The sequence below is a fragment of the Pseudomonas sp. 22490 genome, assembly GCF_052044465.1.
GTDB classification, from domain to species: domain Bacteria; phylum Pseudomonadota; class Gammaproteobacteria; order Pseudomonadales; family Pseudomonadaceae; genus Pseudomonas; species Pseudomonas aeruginosa.
Genome location: NZ_JBQENS010000006.1, coordinates 241674 through 261621 on the forward strand (window position 1 = coordinate 241674; position 19948 = coordinate 261621).

20 protein-coding genes are annotated in these 19948 nt (G+C 65.7%); 12 read left to right on the forward strand and 8 right to left on the reverse strand.

Annotated elements, in window-relative coordinates:
- Nucleotide 1 precedes the first annotated feature (1 nt).
- Nucleotides 2–706 carry a 2-C-methyl-D-erythritol 4-phosphate cytidylyltransferase gene (gene ispD / locus ACTJJX_RS09335; RefSeq protein ID WP_016852564.1) on the forward strand — a complete coding sequence of 235 codons (705 nt, stop codon included), beginning with the start codon at nucleotides 2–4 and terminating at the stop codon, nucleotides 704–706.
- A gap of 60 nt (nucleotides 707–766) precedes the next feature.
- Here ispD and yedF read toward each other — a convergent pair whose 3' ends face one another.
- From yedF to gfnR, 3 genes are all read right to left on the reverse strand, one after another.
- A complete protein-coding gene (gene yedF / locus ACTJJX_RS09340; protein WP_016852565.1) occupies nucleotides 767–1015 on the reverse strand; it encodes a sulfurtransferase-like selenium metabolism protein YedF in 249 nt (82 codons plus the stop codon).
- A complete protein-coding gene (yedE, locus tag ACTJJX_RS09345) occupies nucleotides 981–2207 on the reverse strand; it encodes a selenium metabolism membrane protein YedE/FdhT (protein WP_016852566.1) in 1227 nt (408 codons plus the stop codon). Before yedE ends, yedF begins: the two co-directional genes overlap by 35 nt.
- A gap of 75 nt (nucleotides 2208–2282) precedes the next feature.
- Nucleotides 2283–3191 (reverse strand): glutathione-dependent formaldehyde neutralization regulator, encoded by a 909-nt coding sequence (gene gfnR, locus ACTJJX_RS09350; RefSeq protein ID WP_003098564.1) that lies wholly within the window; start codon nucleotides 3189–3191, stop codon nucleotides 2283–2285.
- A 131-nt stretch (nucleotides 3192–3322) separates the two neighbouring features.
- Between gfnR and ACTJJX_RS09355 the strand changes: the two genes are divergently transcribed.
- The 8 genes from ACTJJX_RS09355 (at nucleotide 3323) to rpoS (ending at nucleotide 10401) form a co-directional block, all read left to right on the forward strand.
- Entirely contained in the window at nucleotides 3323–4435 is a 1113-nt protein-coding gene (locus tag ACTJJX_RS09355) for an S-(hydroxymethyl)glutathione dehydrogenase/class III alcohol dehydrogenase (RefSeq protein WP_003092351.1), read from the forward strand.
- Nucleotides 4436–4488: 53 nt separating this feature from the next.
- A complete protein-coding gene (fghA, locus tag ACTJJX_RS09360) occupies nucleotides 4489–5340 on the forward strand; it encodes an S-formylglutathione hydrolase (protein WP_003113869.1) in 852 nt (283 codons plus the stop codon).
- A gap of 70 nt (nucleotides 5341–5410) precedes the next feature.
- Nucleotides 5411–5884: a 2-C-methyl-D-erythritol 2,4-cyclodiphosphate synthase gene (gene ispF, locus ACTJJX_RS09365; RefSeq protein ID WP_003098560.1), complete on the forward strand. Its 474-nt coding sequence runs from the start codon at nucleotides 5411–5413 to the stop codon at nucleotides 5882–5884.
- Entirely contained in the window at nucleotides 5881–6948 is a 1068-nt protein-coding gene (gene truD / locus ACTJJX_RS09370) for a tRNA pseudouridine(13) synthase TruD (protein ID WP_016852567.1), read from the forward strand. The genes ispF and truD overlap by 4 nt, the downstream gene beginning before the upstream one ends.
- Complete coding sequence (surE, locus tag ACTJJX_RS09375; RefSeq protein WP_003092341.1) at nucleotides 6936–7685, forward strand: 5'/3'-nucleotidase SurE; 750 nt, start codon at nucleotides 6936–6938, stop codon at nucleotides 7683–7685. Before truD ends, surE begins: the two co-directional genes overlap by 13 nt.
- Nucleotides 7686–7717: 32 nt before the next feature.
- Nucleotides 7718–8353, forward strand: a complete 636-nt coding sequence (locus ACTJJX_RS09380; protein WP_003098558.1) for a protein-L-isoaspartate(D-aspartate) O-methyltransferase — start codon at nucleotides 7718–7720, stop codon at nucleotides 8351–8353.
- Nucleotides 8354–8398: 45 nt separating this feature from the next.
- Nucleotides 8399–9292 carry a peptidoglycan DD-metalloendopeptidase family protein gene (locus ACTJJX_RS09385; RefSeq protein WP_016852568.1) on the forward strand — a complete coding sequence of 298 codons (894 nt, stop codon included), beginning with the start codon at nucleotides 8399–8401 and terminating at the stop codon, nucleotides 9290–9292.
- A 104-nt stretch (nucleotides 9293–9396) separates the two neighbouring features.
- Complete coding sequence (gene rpoS, locus ACTJJX_RS09390; protein ID WP_003113871.1) at nucleotides 9397–10401, forward strand: RNA polymerase sigma factor RpoS; 1005 nt, start codon at nucleotides 9397–9399, stop codon at nucleotides 10399–10401.
- A gap of 426 nt (nucleotides 10402–10827) precedes the next feature.
- Here the strand turns inward: rpoS and fdxA are convergent, their stop codons facing one another.
- From fdxA to ACTJJX_RS09405, 3 genes are all read right to left on the reverse strand, one after another.
- The gene (gene fdxA, locus ACTJJX_RS09395) at nucleotides 10828–11151 is read right to left on the reverse strand and encodes a ferredoxin FdxA (RefSeq protein WP_003119354.1); all 324 of its coding nucleotides are present in this window, start codon (nucleotides 11149–11151) and stop codon (nucleotides 10828–10830) included.
- Nucleotides 11152–11217: 66 nt separating this feature from the next.
- Entirely contained in the window at nucleotides 11218–13785 is a 2568-nt protein-coding gene (gene mutS / locus ACTJJX_RS09400; protein ID WP_003113873.1) for a DNA mismatch repair protein MutS, read from the reverse strand.
- Between the two features lie 125 nt (nucleotides 13786–13910).
- The gene (locus ACTJJX_RS09405; protein WP_003098486.1) at nucleotides 13911–14918 is read right to left on the reverse strand and encodes a TolB family protein; all 1008 of its coding nucleotides are present in this window, start codon (nucleotides 14916–14918) and stop codon (nucleotides 13911–13913) included.
- A gap of 147 nt (nucleotides 14919–15065) precedes the next feature.
- Here ACTJJX_RS09405 and ACTJJX_RS09410 point away from each other — a divergent pair, with 147 nt between their 5' ends.
- The 3 genes from ACTJJX_RS09410 (at nucleotide 15066) to recX (ending at nucleotide 17213) form a co-directional block, all read left to right on the forward strand.
- On the forward strand, nucleotides 15066–15572 hold the full coding sequence (locus ACTJJX_RS09410) for a CinA family protein (RefSeq protein ID WP_003129950.1): 507 nt from the start codon (nucleotides 15066–15068) through the stop codon (nucleotides 15570–15572).
- A gap of 133 nt (nucleotides 15573–15705) precedes the next feature.
- Entirely contained in the window at nucleotides 15706–16746 is a 1041-nt protein-coding gene (gene recA / locus ACTJJX_RS09415; protein WP_003092260.1) for a recombinase RecA, read from the forward strand.
- Between the two features lie 5 nt (nucleotides 16747–16751).
- On the forward strand, nucleotides 16752–17213 hold the full coding sequence (gene recX / locus ACTJJX_RS09420) for a recombination regulator RecX (protein WP_003119355.1): 462 nt from the start codon (nucleotides 16752–16754) through the stop codon (nucleotides 17211–17213).
- A 21-nt stretch (nucleotides 17214–17234) separates the two neighbouring features.
- On the opposite strand, the gene ACTJJX_RS09425 is transcribed toward recX, so the two are convergent.
- Both ACTJJX_RS09425 and ACTJJX_RS09430 read right to left on the reverse strand, forming a co-directional pair.
- Nucleotides 17235–18305 carry an LOG family protein gene (locus tag ACTJJX_RS09425; protein WP_003092255.1) on the reverse strand — a complete coding sequence of 357 codons (1071 nt, stop codon included), beginning with the start codon at nucleotides 18303–18305 and terminating at the stop codon, nucleotides 17235–17237.
- Between the two features lie 82 nt (nucleotides 18306–18387).
- The gene (locus tag ACTJJX_RS09430; RefSeq protein ID WP_016852569.1) at nucleotides 18388–19791 is read right to left on the reverse strand and encodes an MBL fold metallo-hydrolase RNA specificity domain-containing protein; all 1404 of its coding nucleotides are present in this window, start codon (nucleotides 19789–19791) and stop codon (nucleotides 18388–18390) included.
- Nucleotides 19792–19948 lie beyond the last annotated feature (157 nt).

Below are 19948 nucleotides of genomic sequence, written 5' to 3' on the forward strand. Positions count from 1 at the left end.
GATGACGACTTCCGACCTTCCCGCCTTCTGGACGGTGATCCCCGCCGCCGGCGTGGGTTCGCGCATGCGCGCCGACCGCCCGAAGCAATATCTCGATCTTGCCGGTCGCACCGTGATCGAGCGCACCCTCGATTGTTTCCTCGAACACCCGATGCTCAGGGGCCTGGTGGTCTGCCTGGCCGAAGACGATCCCTACTGGCCCGGGCTGGACTGCGCCGCCAGCCGGCATGTGCAGCGCGCCGCCGGGGGCGTCGAACGCGCCGACTCAGTGTTGAGCGGCTTGCTGCGCCTGCTGGAGCTGGGGGCACAGGCCGACGATTGGGTGCTGGTGCATGACGCCGCGCGGCCGAACCTGACCCGCGGCGACCTCGACCGCCTGCTCGAAGAACTCGCCGAAGATCCGGTCGGCGGGCTGCTGGCGGTGCCGGCGAGGGACACCCTCAAGCGCTCCGACCGCGACGGCCGGGTCAGCGAAACCATCGACCGCTCGGTGGTCTGGCTGGCCTATACGCCGCAGATGTTCCGCCTCGGCGCCCTGCACCGGGCGCTGGCCGATGCGTTGGTGGCCGGCGTGGCGATCACCGACGAGGCTTCGGCGATGGAGTGGGCCGGCTATGCGCCGAAGCTGGTGGAAGGGCGCGCCGACAACCTGAAGATCACCACCCCGGAAGACCTGCTGCGCCTGCAGCGCAGTTTTCCGCACTGAACCCTGGCACAAGAAAGCCGACCCGAGGGTCGGCTTTCTTGTCGTTGCAGGCTCGCTCGTTCAGCTTTCCAGCGGCACCTCTATGAGGAAGCGGAACAGCGCGCCATGCTGCTCCACCACCAGGCATTTGTAGCCCTGGCGCTGGGTATCTTCGGGAATCCCGTGGACCGATTGCGAGCAGTCGGTGACCACTTCCAGGCGTTCGCCCGGCTGCATGGTCGCCAGGGTTTCCAGGGTGGCGATGGCGTTGTACGGGCAATGTTCGCCGCGCAGGTCAAGCGACAGGGTCGGTTTGTCGGTCTGGCTCATGGTTCGGTTTCCGCGGTCGGGTGAATCGGGAGGCGTTCAGTTGCACCAGCAGCAGGCACAGGGCCAGGCCGGCGAAGGTCAATAGCAGGCCGTTGCCGGGCCCGAAGCTTTCCAGCAGGTTGAGCTTGGGATAGGGCAGGGCGAGGCGGGTGCCCAACTGGTCCCAAAAGATCGCCACCAGGGTTCCGCCGATGACGTTGCCGATGCCGACCACCCAGAAGTGCACCTGGCCCTCCATCGAGCGGTACATCCAGCCGGTCTCGCAACCGCCGGCGAGGACGATGCCGATGCCGAAGAGTATGCCGCCGATGATCGCATTCGGGCCCATCCAGAAGATCTTCGGCGCGACGCCCAGGCGGATCGCGGCGAAGGTACCGATGCAGGCGGCCGCCATGCCGAGCAGGATACCGAAGGCGGCGCGGGTCCGGCCGGTGGTCCAGAGGTCCCGTGCGGCACTGGTGAAGCAGATCTGCGCGCGCTCGATCAGGCCGCCGAACAGCAGGCCGAACAGGCAGGCCATGCCCAGCACCAGCGATACCTCGAAGCGCCAGGCGGCGAACAGCGCGGCGAGCGCCAGCACCGCCAGGCCCAGGCGGGCCTGCAGGCGTGCGCGTCGGGCCAGGCTTTCGGCGCTGGGCAGGGCGCTGGCCGTGGCGCCGACTTTCAGCGGTGTGCGCAGGAGCGGCAGCAGGCTGATCTTCACGCCGATCCAGGCGCCGCCGACGGTGGCGAACATGAAGGCCCAGGCGTGCAGGGAAAACATCGGGATACCGGTGAAGAACGCCGCCAGGTTGCAGCCCATCGCCAGGCGCGCGCCGAAGCCGGCGACGATACCGCCGACCAGACCCTGCAGCAGGCGACGTTTGCTGGTCGGCCAGCGCAGGCTGACGTTGCCGGCCCAGAGGGCGCAGCACAGGGCGCCGAGGAACATGCCGATGATCATCACTCCGTCGATCCGGTCCAGCGGCGTGCCTTGAAGGCCGATCAGCCTGAAGTAGCTCCAGTCCTGTGGCTGGTAGCCGAACCAGGACAGCACGTGGCCGCCCCAGCGGGTGAATTCGCCGGTCACCGCCCAGAAGGTGCCGGTGAGCGCGAAGTAGTAGGCGGAGGCGACGCCGAGGGCGACCAGCGCCGGCAGCGGCGACCAGAACCTCACCAGGTAGCGTTGGCGAAACGCATTGAAGGCAGACATGCGACTTCCTTGAATCGATAGCGGGTGGAACGGGAAACCGCCAAGTCTATCGCAGCGGTGAATCGCCTTACTGCTTCAGCGCAGGTTTTTCTCCCCGGCGAGTCCCGGATGGGATTGCGCCAGGCCTTCCTTGAGATAGTCCACCAGTTGCCTGACTTTCGGCGACAGGTGCCGCTGCTGCGGGTACAGCGCCCATACCGCTGTATTCGGCGGCTGGTGGCCTTCCAGCAGGGAGACCAGGCGGCCGCTGCGCAGATGCTCGATCACATAGTAGTCGGGCAGCTGGCACAGGCCGAAGCCGCGCAGGGCGGCGTCGAGCACCGCCTGGCCGCTGTTGCAGCGCCAGTTGCCCTGGACCCGGTGCTGGGTTTCCCGGCCGTCCTCGAGGAAGCTCCACAGGTCGCTGCTGCCGATCAGGCAGTTGAACTGGCCGAGTTCCGCCGGCGACTGCGGAGTGCCGTGGCGGCGCAGGTATTCCGGGGTGGCGCAGAGGTACATGACGCGTGGTGCCAACCGTGTGGCGACCAATCGCGAATCGCTCAGGCGGCCGAGGCGGATGGCCAGGTCGAAGCCCTCGTGGAGCAGGTCCAACTGGCGGTTGGACAGCTCGATGTCGACCCGCAGTTGCGGATAGTCGGCCATGAAGGCATTCACCAGCGGCACGATGAAACGTTCGCCGTAGGCTACCGCGCAGGTCATGCGCAGCAGGCCCTTGGGCTCCGCGGAGAGGTCGCTGACCGCGCGCAGGGCTTCGTCGCGGGCGTCCTGCAGGCGCTGGCAATGTTGCAGGAAGGTCTGTCCGGCTTCGCTCAGCGATACTCGCCGGGTGCTGCGGTAGAGCAGGCGGGTCTGCAGGCGCTCCTCCAGGCGGGCGACCTGGCGGCTGATGTGCGACGAGGAAACGCCCATGCGTTCGGCTGCCGCGGTGAACTGCCCGGTTTCGGCGACAGCGACGAATTCGTCGAGTCCTTCCCAGCGATTCATCTGGATTGTCCCTGTATGGCAATAATGTTTTGATTATTGCCTGATTATTCCTTGAAACGCGGTTTTCTACACTTTCCGTTTCAGTGGGTCGCTTAGCGGCCCGCCGGCTTCCATCGTTCAGGAGTTCCCAGATGATCAAGTCCCGTGCCGCCGTCGCCTTCGCCCCCAACAAGCCGTTGGAAATCGTCGAGGTGGATGTGGCGCCGCCGCAGAAGGGCGAGGTACTGGTGCGCATCGTCGCCACCGGCGTCTGCCATACCGACGCGTACACCCTGTCCGGCCAGGATTCCGAGGGGGTGTTCCCGTGCATCCTGGGCCACGAAGGTGGCGGTATCGTCGAAGCGGTGGGCGAGGGCGTGACCTCCCTGCAGGTGGGCGACCATGTCATCCCGCTCTACACCGCCGAGTGCGGCAAGTGCAAATTCTGCCTGTCCGGCAAGACCAACCTCTGCCAGGCCGTGCGCGCCACCCAGGGCAAGGGCCTGATGCCCGACGGCACCAGCCGTTTCTCCTACAAGGGCGAGCCGGTCTTCCACTACATGGGCTGCTCGACCTTCTCCGAATACACCGTGCTGCCGGAAATTTCCCTGGCGAAGATTCCCAAGGATGCCCCGCTGGAGAAGGTCTGCCTGCTTGGCTGCGGCGTCACCACCGGGATCGGTGCCGTGCTGAACACCGCCAAGGTGGAAGAGGGCGCTACCGTTGCCATCTTCGGCCTGGGCGGCATCGGCCTGGCAGCGATCATCGGGGCGAAGATGGCCAAGGCCGCGCGCATCATCGCGGTCGACATCAACCCGGGCAAGTTCGATATCGCCAGGGAACTGGGCGCCACCGACTTCATCAATCCGAAGGACTACGACAAGCCGATCCAGGACGTCATCGTCGAACTGACCGATGGCGGCGTCGACTACTCCTTCGAGTGCGTCGGCAACGTGCAGTTGATGCGCGCCGCGCTGGAATGCTGCCACAAGGGCTGGGGCGAGTCGGTGATCATCGGTGTCGCCGGTGCCGGCCAGGAAATCAGCACTCGGCCGTTCCAACTGGTCACCGGCCGCGTCTGGCGCGGTTCGGCGTTCGGCGGGGTGCGCGGGCGCAGCGAGTTGCCGAGCTATGTCGAGAAGGCGCAGAAGGGCGAGATCCCGCTGGATACCTTCATCACCCACACCATGGGGCTGGAGGACATCAACGAGGCCTTCGAGCTGATGCACGAAGGCAAGAGCATCCGCACCGTCATTCATTACTGACAAGCCGTCGCGGCGGGCCCTGCGGCTCGCCACGACCGTTTCACGGAGGTCACGTGAAGGATTCCCTCGAACTGATCGGCAGCCAGAAGACCTTCGGCGGCTGGCACCAGCGTTACCGTCATTTTTCCCGGACCCTGAACTGCGAGATGGTCTTCGCCATCTACCTGCCGCCCCAGGCCGAGCCGGAGGCGGCGCTGCCGGCCCTGTACTGGCTGTCCGGGCTGACCTGTACCGACGAGAACTTCATGCAGAAGGCCGGCGCCCAGCGGGTCGCCGCCGAACTGGGATTGGTACTGGTGGCGCCGGATACCAGCCCGCGCGGCAGCGGTGTCCCCGGCGATCCCGACGGCGCCTGGGACTTCGGCCTGGGCGCAGGCTTCTACCTGAACGCCACGCAGGAGCCCTGGGCCGCGCACTACCGCATGCACGACTACGTGGTGCACGAGTTGCCGGCGCTGATCGAGGCGCATTTCCCGGTGTCCCGGCGGCGCGGCATCAGCGGGCACTCGATGGGTGGGCATGGCGCGCTGGTTTGCGCGCTGCGCAACCCGGGGCGCTACCTGTCGCTGTCGGCCTTCGCGCCGATCTGCCATCCGAGCGATTGTCCCTGGGGCCAGAAGGCGTTCTCCCGCTACCTGGGCGAGGACCCGGCGGCCTGGCGCGAGTGGGATGCCTGTGCGTTGCTCGAGGGTGCGTCCGAACGCTTGCCGATCCTGGTCGACCAGGGCGAGCGCGACGACTTCCTCGCCGTCCAGCTCAAGCCGGAAGCGCTACGCAATGCGGCGGACAAGGCCGGCCACCCGCTGGAGCTGCGTCTGCAACCAGGTTACGACCACAGCTACTACTTCATCGCCAGTTTCATCGAGGATCACCTGCGCCATCATGCCGGGGTTCTCAACGGTTGATCCGCGATACCTGAAGCCTGTCCCGATCCGGGGTAGAATCACGCCCTGATTCCAACCAGGGCGTTTTTTCATGCGAATTGGCCATGGCTACGACGTGCATCGCTTCGGCGAGGGCGACTTCATCACCCTCGGCGGTGTGCGCATTCCCCACAAACATGGGCTGGTCGCCCACTCCGACGGCGACGTGCTGCTGCACGCCTTGTCCGATGCGCTGCTCGGCGCGGCGGCGCTGGGCGACATCGGCAAGCACTTCCCGGACACCGACCCGCGGTTCAAGGGCGCCGACAGTCGCGCGCTGCTGCGACACGTGGTCGCCATCGTCGCCGAGAAGGGCTGGAAGGTCGGCAACGTCGACGCCACCATCGTCGCCCAGGCGCCGAAGATGGCGCCGCACATCGAGACCATGCGCGGGTTGATCGCCGAGGACCTCGGCGTCGCGGTCGACCAGGTCAACGTCAAGGCCACCACTACCGAGCGGCTAGGTTTCACCGGACGCGAAGAGGGCATTGCTGTACATGCGGTCGCTTTGCTGATGGCCCGATGAGCGTTCTCGGCGAACTCGACCTGCTCGGGCCGCGCGCCCATGGGGCAGCCTGCGGCGAGGCGGTGCTCAAGGCCGTGGCCGAGGACTTCCAGGTCGACGAGGTGCTGGACATTCCCCTCAGCGGTGAAGGCGAGCACCTCTGGTTGTGGGTGGAAAAGCGCGGATTGAACACCGAGGAGGCGGCCCGTCGCCTCGGCCGCGCCGCCGGCGTGCAGCAGAAGAACGTCAGCTACGCCGGGTTGAAGGACCGCCAGGCCCTGACCCGGCAATGGTTCAGCCTGCACCTGCCGGGCAAGGCCGATCCCGACCTGGGCGCAGCCGAGGGCGTGGACCTGCGGATTCTTCGCCGCACCCGTCATTCGCGCAAGTTGCAGCGAGGCGCGCATGCCGCCAACGGCTTCACCCTGCGTCTGACCGGGCTGCGGGCGGAGCGTGCCGTTCTCGACGCGCGCTTGGAACGTATCGCCGCGGACGGCGTGCCCAACTATTTCGGCCTGCAACGCTTCGGCCACGGCGGCGGCAACCTGGTCGACGCGCGCAGTTGCGCGGAACAGGACCTGCTGCCGGCAAACCGCAACCTGCGTTCGCGCTTCCTTTCCGCCGGGCGCAGCTACCTGTTCAACCGCCTGCTCGCCGAGCGGGTCGCGGAGGGTAGCTGGAACCGGGCAGCGGTCGGCGACCTGCTGGCCTTCACCGACAGCCGCAGCTTTTTCCTCGCTGGCGAGGAAGAATGCCGCGATACCCGTCTGGCCGCCCTCGACCTGCACCCCACCGGACCGCTCTGGGGCGAGGGCGATCCGCCGAGCGGCGCCGGCGTCCTCGACCGCGAGCTGGCCCTGGCCGGGAGCGAGCCGGCGCTCTGCCGCTGGCTGGCGAAGGCGGGCATGGCGCACGAACGGCGCATCCTGCGGCTCCCCATCCAGGGGCTGGCGTGGCATTATCCCGAACCTGATGTTCTGCAACTGGAATTCGTCCTGCCGGCCGGTTGTTTCGCCACCGTAGTGGTGCGTGAAATCCTCGACCTGGTACCGACAGGGCAGACGGAAAACCCATGCGCATACTGATTGCCAACGACGACGGGGTGACCGCACCCGGTATCGCCGCGCTTTACGACGCGCTGGCGGATCATGCCGATTGCGTAGTGATCGCCCCCGACCAGGACAAGAGCGGCGCCAGCAGTTCCCTGACGCTGGACCGCCCGCTGCACCCGCAGCGCCTGGACAACGGATTCATCAGCCTCAACGGCACGCCGACCGACTGCGTGCACCTGGGCCTGAACGGCTTGCTGGAGGAATTGCCGGACATGGTGGTCTCGGGTATCAACCTGGGCGCCAACCTCGGCGATGACGTCCTCTATTCCGGTACCGTGGCGGCGGCCATCGAAGGGCGCTTCCTGAAGGGGCCGGCCTTCGCCTTCTCGCTGGTCTCGCGGTTGACGGACAACCTGCCCACCGCCATGCACTTCGCCCGCCTGCTGGTCTCCGCCCACGAGCGCCTGGCCGTGCCGCCGCGTACCGTGCTCAACGTCAATATCCCGAACCTGCCGCTGGATCGCGTACGCGGTATCCAACTGACCCGCCTCGGGCACCGCGCCCGTGCCGCCGCACCGGTGAAGGTGGTCAATCCGCGCGGCAAGGAAGGCTACTGGATCGCCGCGGCCGGCGATGCCGAGGATGGCGGGCCGGGGACGGATTTCCACGCGGTCATGCAAGGCTACGTGTCGATCACTCCGTTGCAGCTGGACCGTACCTTCCACGAAGCCTTCGGCGGCCTCGACGAGTGGCTGGGAGGACTGACGTGATGTCCGAAGACCTGCATCGCCGGGGTATCGGCATGACCTCCCAGCGTACCCGAGAGCGCCTGATCCAGCGCCTGTACGAAGAAGGCCTGTCCAACGCCCACGTGCTCGAGGTGATCCGCCGCACGCCGCGTCATCTGTTCGTCGACGAGGCGCTCTCGCATCGCGCCTACGAAGACACCGCCCTGCCGATCGGCCACAACCAGACCATTTCCCAGCCATTCATGGTGGCGCGGATGACCGAGTTGCTGCTGGCGGCCGGCCCGCTGGACAAGGTCATGGAGATCGGTACCGGGTCCGGCTACCAGACCGCGGTGCTGGCTCAACTGGTCGAGCGGGTCTTCTCCGTCGAGCGGATCCAGGCGTTGCAGGACAAGGCCAAGGAGCGTCTTGCGGAGCTAAACCTGCGTAATGTTGTCTTTCGTTGGGGCGATGGCTGGGAGGGCTGGTCGGCGTTGGCTCCCTACAATGGAATCATCGTCACCGCGGCGGCCACGGAAGTCCCGCAGTCGTTGCTGGACCAGTTGGCGCCGGGGGGCCGTCTGGTGATCCCGGTCGGTGGCGGCGAGGTCCAGCAACTGATGCTGATCGTCCGCACCGAGGACGGGTTCAGCCGCCAGGTACTCGACTCGGTACGTTTCGTCCCGCTGCTCAACGGCCCGATCGCCTGAGCCGGCGGCCGGCGTCGCCGGCCCGATTGAACGAAAGCGAAGAAGATGGATAAGGGGGAAGGATTGAGGCTAGCAGCGACCCTGCGGCAATGGACTCGGCTCTACGGTGGCTGCCACCTGTTGCTCGGGGCCGTCGTCTGTTCCCTTCTCGCCGCCTGTTCGTCGTCGCCTCCCGGCGGGGTCAAGGTCGTCGATCGCAACGGTTCCGCGCCTGCCGCTGCGCGGCGTACGCCGGTCACCAGCGGGCAGTACATCGTGCGCCGCGGCGACACCCTGTATTCCATTGCCTTCCGCTTCGGCTGGGACTGGAAAGCCCTGGCCGCGCGCAATGGCATCGCGCCGCCCTATACCATCCAGGTCGGTCAAGCTATCCAATTTGGTGGGCGGGCACCGGCGCAACCGTCCGTCGCGAAAAACACGCCGGTCGTCGCTCCGCCCGTGGCGACCAAGCCTGCCCCGGTTCCACCCGCTGTTAGTACGTCGGTACCTGCCAAGCCCGTACCGGCTCCGGCCTCGACCACGACCCCACCCAGCAGCGGCGCGACTCCCGTCGTCGCGGGGCCTGCGGTGGGCGGTTGGGCATGGCCTGCGAGCGGTAGTCTGATCGGCCGTTTTGCCTCAAACGGAAGTTTGAATAAAGGGATTGATATAGCCGGTCAATTGGGCCAGCCTGTCCTGGCTGCGTCTGGTGGGACCGTTGTATACGCCGGTAGTGGTTTGCGGGGCTACGGCGAGTTGGTCATCATCAAACACAACGAGACCTACGTGAGTGCCTACGGTCACAACCGCAGGCTGCTGGTGCGGGAAGGGCAACAGGTCAAGGTAGGGCAATCGATTGCCGAGATGGGCTCCACAGGAACCGATCGGGTGAAGCTGCACTTCGAGATTCGCCGCCAGGGTAAGCCTGTCGATCCACTGCAATATTTGCCACGTCGCTGACCGGGAGTTCGCCCGCCCACATCATGTAGGTGAGCGGGTCCGGGCGTGTCCAGCGGGAAAGGAATCGCCCGGGCTTGAGTCGAACTCATGCAAGGGATAACGACATGGCACTCAAAAAAGAAGGGCCGGAGTTTGACCACGATGATGAAGTGCTCCTCCTGGAGCCCGGCATCATGCTGGACGAGTCGTCTGCCGACGAGCAGCCTTCTCCCCGGGCAACTCCAAAAGCCACCACTTCCTTCTCTTCCAAACAACACAAGCACATCGACTACACGCGCGCGTTGGACGCAACGCAGCTGTATCTCAACGAAATCGGTTTCTCGCCCCTGTTGACGCCCGAAGAGGAAGTCCACTTCGCTCGTCTGGCGCAGAAGGGCGATCCCGCTGGTCGGAAGCGGATGATCGAGAGCAACCTGCGGTTGGTGGTGAAGATCGCCCGGCGCTATGTCAATCGCGGACTGTCCCTGCTCGACCTGATCGAGGAAGGCAACCTAGGCCTGATCCGCGCCGTGGAGAAGTTCGATCCGGAGCGCGGATTCCGGTTCTCGACCTACGCCACCTGGTGGATCCGCCAGACCATCGAACGGGCCATCATGAACCAGACCCGGACCATTCGCTTGCCGATCCATGTGGTCAAGGAGCTCAACGTCTACCTGCGTGCGGCGCGGGAACTGACCCACAAGCTCGACCACGAACCTTCCCCCGAAGAAATCGCCAACCTGCTGGAGAAGCCGGTCGCCGAGGTCAAGCGCATGCTCGGCCTGAACGAACGGGTGACTTCGGTGGACGTCTCTCTTGGTCCGGACTCGGACAAGACCCTGCTGGATACGCTCACCGACGATCGCCCCACCGACCCGTGCGAGCTGCTGCAGGATGACGATCTCAGCGAAAGCATCGACCAGTGGCTGACGGAACTCACCGACAAGCAGCGTGAGGTGGTGATTCGCCGCTTCGGCTTGCGCGGGCACGAAAGCAGCACGCTGGAAGAGGTCGGCCAGGAAATCGGCCTGACCCGCGAGCGGGTTCGTCAGATCCAGGTCGAGGCGCTGAAGCGCCTGCGGGAGATCCTGGAGAAGAATGGCCTGTCGAGTGACGCGCTGTTCCAGTGACGGAAAACCTTAGACCCACTGAAGACCCGGCGTTCGCCGGGTTTTTTGTGTCTGCTCTTGTAAGCATTAACTTACACGGCGTGTGAGCCTAAGTAGATAAATGCCCGGGAGGTTTGCCAAAAACGCTCGGTGAATTTAAGTAACTTATTGAAATTAAAGGAATATATTTTTCTAAAATGGCTGCCGAAGAAGCTTCGCTGGGTTTTCTGGCAGGTTGCGGGAGCACTGGGAATCGCTAATATCACTCCTGCGTACAGGGAACACGCAACCCCGAAGGATCGGGGAAGGGACGTCGCCAGGGAGGCGATTCATCAGGATGATGACGAGGGACTGAAGAGTGGGCGGGGTAATACCCCGCCCCTTTTTTTTGCCTGCCGTTTTACTCGTCGCCAAAGAAAAGGCCCGCTGTTTGCGGGCCTTGGCGTATCAGCGCTCCAGATGCTGGAGCTTGCCGGCGACGCCGTCCCATTCCTCGGCGTCGGGCAGGGCATCCTTCTTCTCGGTGATGTTCGGCCAGATTTCCGCCAGCTCGCTGTTCAGCTCGATGAATTCCTGCATGTTCTCCGGCACTTCGTCTTCGGAGAAAATCGCCTGGGCCGGACATTCGGGCTCGCACAGGGCGCAGTCGATGCACTCGTCCGGATGGATGACCAGGAAGTTGGGTCCTTCGTAGAAGCAGTCTACCGGGCAGACTTCCACGCAGTCGGTGTATTTGCACTTGATGCAGTTGTCGGTGACGACGAAGGTCATTTTCTAGTTCTCTCCTCAGGCGGGCGGCTAAGCGCGCGCGATTCTAGCAGCTTGTGCGGTAGTCCGTCAGACCCGCATCTTCCATGCATATAACAGATCGAGAGCTTGCCGCGGGCTGATATCGTCGGGATTGATCCTCGACAATTCATCGATCACCGGGTGCGGCAGGCTGGCGAACAGGTCGCTCTGCATCGGCGAGGCGGGCTTGCCGCTCTGCTGGCTCGGCATCTCGTGCGGCAGGCTGGTGGTTTCCAGGCGCTTGAGGTGTTCGCGGGCGCGCTGGATTACCGGGGCCGGCACGCCGGCCAACTGGGCCACCGCGAGGCCGTAGCTCTGGCTCGCCGGTCCCGGCAGTACATGGTGCAGGAACACGATGCGTTCATTGTGCTCGGTCGCGTTCAGGTGCACGTTGGCTACCGCGGGCTGGCTTTCCGGCAGTACGGTCAGTTCGAAATAGTGGGTGGCGAACAGGGTGAAGGCGCGAGTCCGGGCCAGGTCCTCGGCCGCTGCCCAGGCCAGCGACAGGCCGTCGAAGGTGCTGGTGCCGCGGCCGACCTCATCCATCAGCACCAGGCTCTTGTCGGTGGCGTTGTGCAGGATGTTGGCGGTTTCGCTCATCTCCACCATGAAGGTCGAGCGGCCGCCGGCAAGGTCGTCGGACGAGCCGATGCGGGTGAAGATGCGGTCCACCAGGGACAGCTCGCAGCGTGCAGCCGGAACGAAGCTGCCGATGTGCGCAAGCAGCACGATCAGCGCGGTTTGCCGCATGTAGGTGGATTTGCCGCCCATGTTCGGACCGGTGATCACCAGCATCCGGGTGTCGGCATCCAGCGCCAGGTCGTTGGCCACGAACGGTGTCTCCAGCACCTGCTCGACCACCGGATGGCGGCCTTGCTCGATGTGCAGGCAGGTGTGTTCGACGAACCGCGGGCGATTCAGGTCGAGGTTCAGCGCGCGTTCGGCGAGATTCGCCAGCACGTCCAGTTCCGCCAGCGCCGAGGCGCTGTCCTGGAGCGGAGCGAGGTGGCCGATCAGGCGTTCCAGCAGCTCTTCGTAGAGCGCCTTCTCGCGGGCCAGGGCGCGGCTCTGGGCCGACAGCGCCTTGTCCTCGAAGGCCTTCAGTTCCGGCGTGATGAAGCGCTCGGCGCCTTTCAGGGTCTGCCGGCGGATGTAGTCGGCCGGCGCCTGTTCGGCCTGCACCCGTGGCAGCTCGATGAAGTAGCCATGGATGCGGTTGTAGCCGACCTTCAGGTTGGGCAGGCCGGTGCGGGCCTTCTCGCGCGCTTCCAGGTCCATCAGGAATTGCCCGGCGTTTTCGCTCAGCGCCTGCAGCTCGTCCAGCTCGGCGTCATAGCCGGTCTTGATCACGCCACCGTCGCGGATCACCGCTGGCGGGTTGTCGATGATCGCCTTGGCCAGCAGTTCGGCGAGTTCGGGATAGGTGCCGATGGTGGTGGCCAGCGCCTGCAGGTGCGGCGCTTCCAGTTCGGTCATGGCGTTCTGCAGGTCCGGCAGCGCCGCCAGCGCGTCGCGCAGGCGCGCCAGGTCGCGAGGGCGGGCGTTGCGCAGGCCGATGCGGGCGAGGATGCGTTCGAGGTCGCCGATTTCCTTGAGCTGCGGTTGCAGGTTCTCGAAGCGGTAGCGTTCCAGCAGGCAGGCGATGGACTCCTGGCGGGCTTCCAGTACCGCGCGGTCACGCAACGGACGGTTCAGCCAGCGGCTCATCAGGCGGCTGGCCATGGCGGTCTGGCAGCGGTCGACCACCGATTGCAGGGTGTTCTCGCGGCCACCGCTGAGGTTGATATCCAGCTCCAGGTTGCGGCGGCTGGCACCGTCGAGGATCACCGTGTCATCGAGGCGGTCGTGGCGCAGGCTGCGCAGGTGCGGCAGGGCGGTACGCTGGGTTTCCTTGGCGTAGGCGAGCAGGCAGCCGGCGGCGCCGATGGCCAGGGTCAGGTTCTGGCAGCCGAAGCCTTTCAGGTCCTGGGTGCCGAATTGCTGGCAGAGGCTCTTGTGCGCCGAGTCGCGATCGAAGTCCCATGGCGCGCGGCGACGTACGCCGCGGCGCTTCTCCGCCGGCAGGCCCTGTGGCCAGTCGTCGGGAATCAGCAGCTCGGCCGGGTTGAGGCGCTCCAGTTCGGCCAGCAGGGTTTCCCAGCCTTTTATCTCCTGGACGCTGAAGCGGCCGCTGGTGATGTCCAGCACGGCGAGGCCGAACAGGCGCTCGTCGCCGAGGATCGCCGCCAGCAGGTTGTCGCGGCGTTCGTCGAGCAGCGCCTCGTCGCTCACCGTGCCGGGGGTGATGATCCGCACCACCTGGCGCTCCACCGGCCCCTTGCTGGTGGCTGGGTCGCCGATCTGCTCGCAGATCGCCACCGACTCGCCGAGCTTGACCAGCTTGGCCAGGTAGCCCTCCGCGGAATGGAAGGGAATGCCTGCCATCGGGATCGCCTTGCCGCCGGACTGGCCGCGTGCGGTCAGGGTGATGTCGAGCAGTTTGGCGGCCTTCTTCGCGTCCTCGTAGAACAGCTCGTAGAAGTCGCCCATGCGATAGAACATCAATTGGTCGGGGTGCTGATGCTTCAGTTTGAAGTACTGCTGCATCATCGGCGTGTGCTGGGAGAGGTCGGTCATACGGGCCTTCGGAAGCGGGCTTTGGACGGTGCAAAAGAGGGTAATGTTAACCCGATTCGCCGGCCTGTGTCGGGTCCGTTCGGAACCGGCGCGGACCCTCAGGTCCGCGCCTGTGCGGGCTGCTTTCAGCGTGCCGCGGTATAGCTGGCGCCGAGCTTCTGCCGACCGTCGGGCAGGTTGATTTGCGCCGGGTCGAGACGCCAGACCCGCGCCGCGGCGATGTCGCCGAGGAGCAGGCTGTAGGTCGGGTCGAACGAAGTGCTGGAGAAGATCAGGTAGTCCTCGTTCACCGGCGCGGCGTCGGAATTGTCGCCCTGGCAGTGGTTGAGCGGCAGGATCGCCGGGGTGCCGGGCGGGCTGTTGGGTACGACCATGGCCAACTGGTCGTTGCCGGCCGGCTGGGTACGCGAGAGGAAGTAGGCGGTGTAGTCGCGTACCACCGGGTAATAGTCGCGGCCCCCCGCGGCCGGGGTGGCGAGGGCGCTGACCTGGCCGTTCTCCAGGTTCCTGCGCACCACCCGCAGGCTGTCGCCGGCTCCTGTCGCGTAGACCACGTACTTGCCTGAGGGTGTGAGGAACGGCATCGACTCCTCGGTGCTCCAGCCGTCGCCGGTCACGGCTTTCCAGGCGCTCACGCCGACGCTGCCATCGCCATTGAAGACCAGGGTGGCGAGGCGGATGTCGCCCTCGTGCTTGAGCACGACCTGGCGGCCGTCGAAGGAGAACTTCGGATCCTCGTTGCGACCGCCGATGGCCGCGGTCAGGTTGCTCGGCGCCTGGGTACCGCCGATGGCCCAGGCGAACACGTGCCAGGCGCCATTCTGGCGGCCCATGAAGGTCAGGTAGCGGCCGTCCGGGGAGAAATGCGCATTCATCGGGTCCTCGATGTTCCAGCCGGGCTGGTTGAGCTGGCGGGTGCTCTTGCTCTTGAAATCGTGCAGGTAGAGGTTCGAGGAGCCGTCCCCGTACTCCATATAGCTGTGGTAGACCAGGCGCCCGCCGAGCGCGGGCAGGCTGCTGGCGGGTTGCAGGGCCAGGTTGGCGGTGCAGGCCGCATGGGCGGGGAGGCTGGCAACGGGGGAGAGGAGCAGGGCGAGGGAGAGCAGAGAGACCTTGAGTGGCGCGATGTTCATGGTGTGCCTTTCCTTGGACGGTGATGGAACACGCATGTTCGCGCATTCGCTGCCTTCGCGCGGTTGCGCTTGTCCGAAAGCTGCTTCTGAATGGAAAAGCCGATGGTGTAGGGTAGTCCCTTTCCGTTTCTACCCTGGAGAACAGTGATGACCCTGATGGAGTCCGACCTGACCGCACTGGCCGCCCGCCTCGGCGAAAGCCTTCGTTACCTGGGCGAGCAGGTCAGCACGGCGGAATCCTGCACCGGTGGCGGCATCGCCGAGGCGATCACCCGCATCCCGGGGAGTTCGGGCTGGTTCGAGGCTGGCTACGTGACCTACTCGAACCGCCAGAAGACCCTCCAGCTGGAGGTGCCCGAGTCGCTATTCCTGGCAGTCGGCGCGGTCAGCCGGGAAGTGGTCGAGGCCATGGTGCGCGGCGCCCAGCGGCACAGCGGGGCGCGTTTCGCGGTGGCGGTGAGCGGTGTCGCCGGGCCCGACGGCGGCTCGCCGGAAAAGCCGGTAGGCACGGTCTGGCTGGCCTGGGCCGACGGCGAGCGGCTGGTCAGTGAGCGCTGCCAGTTCAACGGCGACCGCGACGCCGTGCGCCGGCAGACGGTGGCGACCGCGCTGACCGGCCTGCTGCGCATGAGCAACGGCGAGAACCCGGGCTAGCCGCGCCTGCGGGCAACCGTTCGGAACATTCTTCCCGTCGGGGGTAGGCGAGCGACTTGCCCTGTGGAATAATACTGTCTACTTATACAGTTGTTCGTGGCCGTCCGGCCGCCCTGACTTCGCGAGGACTTCAATGGACGAGAACAAGAAGCGCGCCCTGGCCGCGGCCCTGGGACAGATCGAACGCCAATTCGGCAAAGGCGCGGTCATGCGCATGGGCGACCATGAGCGCCAGGCGATCCCGGCCATCTCCACCGGCTCCCTGGGCCTGGACATCGCCCTCGGCATCGGCGGCCTGCCCAAGGGCCGGATCGTCGAGATCTACGGTCCGGAATCCTCGGGCAAGACCACCCTGACCCTCTCGGTGATCGCCGAGGCCCAGAAACAGGGCGCCACCTGTGCCTTCGTCGACGCCGAGCACGCGCTCGATCCCGACTATGCCGGCAAGCTGGGCGTCAACGTCGACGACCTGCTGGTCTCCCAGCCGGACACCGGCGAGCAGGCCCTGGAAATCACCGACATGCTGGTGCGCTCCAACGCGGTCGACGTGATCATCGTCGACTCCGTGGCCGCGCTGGTACCCAAGGCCGAGATCGAAGGCGAGATGGGCGACGCCCACGTCGGCCTGCAGGCACGCCTGATGTCCCAGGCGCTGCGCAAGATCACCGGCAATATCAAGAACGCCAACTGCCTGGTCATCTTCATCAACCAGATCCGCATGAAGATCGGCGTCATGTTCGGCAACCCGGAAACCACCACCGGCGGTAACGCACTGAAGTTCTACGCCTCGGTCCGCCTGGACATCCGTCGTACCGGCGCGGTGAAGGAAGGCGACGAGGTGGTGGGTAGCGAAACCCGCGTCAAGGTGGTGAAGAACAAGGTTTCCCCGCCGTTCCGCCAGGCCGAGTTCCAGATCCTCTACGGCAAGGGCATCTACCGTACCGGCGAGATCATCGACCTGGGCGTGCAATTGGGCCTGGTCGAGAAGTCCGGCGCCTGGTACAGCTACCAGGGCAGCAAGATCGGCCAGGGCAAGGCGAACGCCGCCAAGTACCTGGAAGACAATCCGGAGATCGGTTCGGTGCTGGAGAAGACCATCCGCGACCAGCTGCTGGCCAAGAGCGGTCCGGTGAAGGCCGACGCCGAAGAAGTGGCTGACGCCGAAGCCGATTGAGGCCAATGGCGACCGTGCTCGATACGCCCGTCGCCGTGCGGCGGGCGGCCATGGATCTGCTGGCGCGCCGTGAGCACGGGCGCGCCGAGCTTTCCCGCAAGTTGCGCCAGCGTGGCGCGTCTGCCGAGTTGATCGACCCTGCCCTCGACCGCCTGGCCGAGGAAGGTCTGCTCGACGAATCCCGCTATCTCGAAAGCTTCATCGCCAGTCGCGCCCGTAGCGGCCATGGGCCGTTGCGCATCCGTGAGGAACTGGCGCAACGCGGTCTGCCGCGCGCCGATATCGAAAGGGCGCTGGGTGCCTGCGAGGTCGACTGGAGTGCGCAATTGCGCGAGGTCTGGCGCCGCAAGTTCGCCCGCCTGCCGCAGGACGCCAGGGAAAAGGCCCAGCAGGGCCGCTTCCTGGCGTACCGGGGTTACTCCATGGAGTCGATCAGCCGCCTGTTGAACGGTCGCAGCGACGATTGAGCGCGTGCCGGAGCGGCAGCTTCAGTCCCAGTTTTCCGGCAGGTTGATGTAGTCCAGCAATTCCCGCAGACGCCCCTGGTCGCGCCCGTTGAACACGAAGGCGAGGCGGGTCAGGTTGCGGAACTCCGGTTCGTCCTGTTCCTGCTCGCTGTAGGCCTGCTGCTGGAAGCCGCCGCTCAGGCAGAGGCTGGCGAAGTGTTCGTGCAGGTGCGCCAGCGCGGCTTCGTTCAGGGCGTGGTTCAGGCGAATAACGAACGTGCCTTTCAGCCAGCGGCTGGAGTGGAAGTTGCGGTAGAACTGGGCGATTTCCTTCACCGCGTCTTCGGCCGAATGCACCAGGCGCATCAGGCGCATGTCGGCCGGCAGGATATAGTGATTCTCCAGCAACTGTTCCTGCATGAACTCCAGGGCGTGTTCCCAGTAGCGGCCGCCCGGCTGGTCGAGCAGCACGATCGGCACCAGCGGGCTCTTGCCGGTCTGCACCAGGGTCAGCACTTCCAGCGCCTCGTCGAGGGTGCCGAAGCCGCCGGGGCAGAGCACCAGGGCGTCGGCTTCCTTGACGAAGAACAGCTTGCGCAGGAAGAAGAAGTGGAACGACAGCAGGTTGCCGCTGCCGTCCACCGTATGGTTGGCGTGCTGCTCGAAGGGCAGGGTGATGTTGAAGCCCAGGCTGTTCTCCAGCCCGGCGCCTTCGTGGGCGGCGGCCATGATGCCGCCGCCGGCGCCGGTGATCACCATCAGATCGTAGCGGGCCAGTTCCTCGCCCAGCTTGCGCGCCAGGGCATAGACCGGATGTTCGACCGGCGTGCGCGCCGAGCCGAACACGGTGACCTTGCGTCGCCGCTTGAACTGCTCGAGGACGCTGAAGGCATGCTCCATCTCGCGCAGGGTCTGCAGCATGATCTTGGCGTCCCAGCGGTTGCGGTCGGCCTGGGCCATGCGCGTCACGGTGAAGAGCATCTCGCGGTAGAGCGCGAGATTGGGGCTGTCGCCGGGAGCCGCAAGGGCCGCCAGTTCGTCGACCTTCCGCGCCAGGTCGGTGCCGCTGGTCTGGAAGTGCCGGGAAAGATAGTCATCGGCTTCGTAGGGCATTCGCATACTCCTTCTACAACCACCCTGGACAGGCGGTCATCCGCATACTGCCACGGACTGCGTGACAGTTGCGGACGGCGGCTCAGATCTCGATGCGTTCGCCGGGTTCCGGTATCTCGGCATCCCAGTCGAGACGCTCGCGGATCGCGCCCTGCAGCGCTTCCATCTTTTCCCGCTCGCCATGTATCAGGTATAGCGCTGGACGGTGGGCGAAGTGACCGACCCAGTCGAGCAGCTGCGATTGCCCGGCGTGGGCGGAGAAGCCGCCGAGGGTATGGATCTGCGCCTTGACCGCGATGCGCTGGTGGAACACGCGAACCGCGCTGGCGCCGTCGACGATGTTGCGGCCCAGGGTGCCGCGCGCCTGGAAGCCGGGGAATACCACATGGCATTCCGGGCGCCAGAGGTTGTGCTTGAAGTGATGGACGATACGGCCGCCGGTGCACATGCCGCTGCCGGCGATGATGACCGCGCCGCTCTTGATCCGGTTGATCGCCATCGACTCGTCGGCGCTGCGGGTGACGCGCAGCACCGGCAGCCATTCCTCCAGGCGGGTGGTGCCGGTGCCGCGAATGTACTCGCGGTCGCGGTCGTCGAACTCGTTGCTGTGGCGCAGGTAGATGCCATTGGCACGGGCGGCCATCGGGCTGTCGAGGAATACCGCCTGTTGCGGCAGGCGGCCCTCCTGGTAGAAGCGGCCGAGGTAGTAGAGCAGGTCCTGGGTGCGACCGACGGCGAACGACGGGATCAGCACGTTGCCGCCGTCGCGATGCGCCTGGTCGAGAATCGCCGCCAGTTCCTCCAGGGTGTCGTTGCTGTCGCGGTGATCGCGATCGCCGTAGGTGGATTCGAGCATCACCACGTCGGCCCGGTTCAGCGGCGAGGGCGCTCGCATCAACGGCGAGCAGGTGTTGCCGAGGTCGCCGGAAAACACCAGGCGGCGCGGTTGCACCTGGTCGTGGAATTGCACTTCGACGATCGACGAGCCGAGGATGTGCCCGGCGTTGTGAAAGGTCACCCGCACGCCACGAGCGACCGCCACGGTGCTGCCGAGGCTGATCGGCCGGCGCAGCTTGAGCGCGCGTTCGGTGTCGGCCTGGGTATACAGCGGCTTGATGCTCGGCTTGCCGATCCGGTTGCGCCAGCGGTTCTCCCACTCGGCGTCCTTTTCCTGGATGTGCGCGGAGTCCAGCAGCATGAGTTCCAGCAGTTCGCAGGTGGCCTCGGTGGCGAAGATCGGGCCCTTGAAGCCCTCGGCCGCCAGGCGCGGCAGCAGGCCGCTGTGGTCCAGGTGGGCGTGGGAGATGACCACCGCGTCGATGCTCGCGGGATCGAAGGGGAAGGGCGCGCGGTTGCCGTTGTCGGCTTCGCGGCGCCCCTGGCGCATGCCGCATTCGAGCAGGACCTTCACGCCATCGAGGGTTTCCAGCAGATAACAGGAGCCAGTGACCTCCTGGGCGGCGCCTAGAAACGTCAGTGATGCCATCGAGCCTCCTCCGTCAGAGCTCTGTCGACACCCCGATACCTTTCGGGGATCGTGGAATGCCATGGAACCTTCGTACAGGGCCAGGGTGAACGAATCGGGGGCGGGGAGCTTGATGCAGGTCAGCGCCCTTTGCCGTGTGCTGCCTAGACTGCAAGGC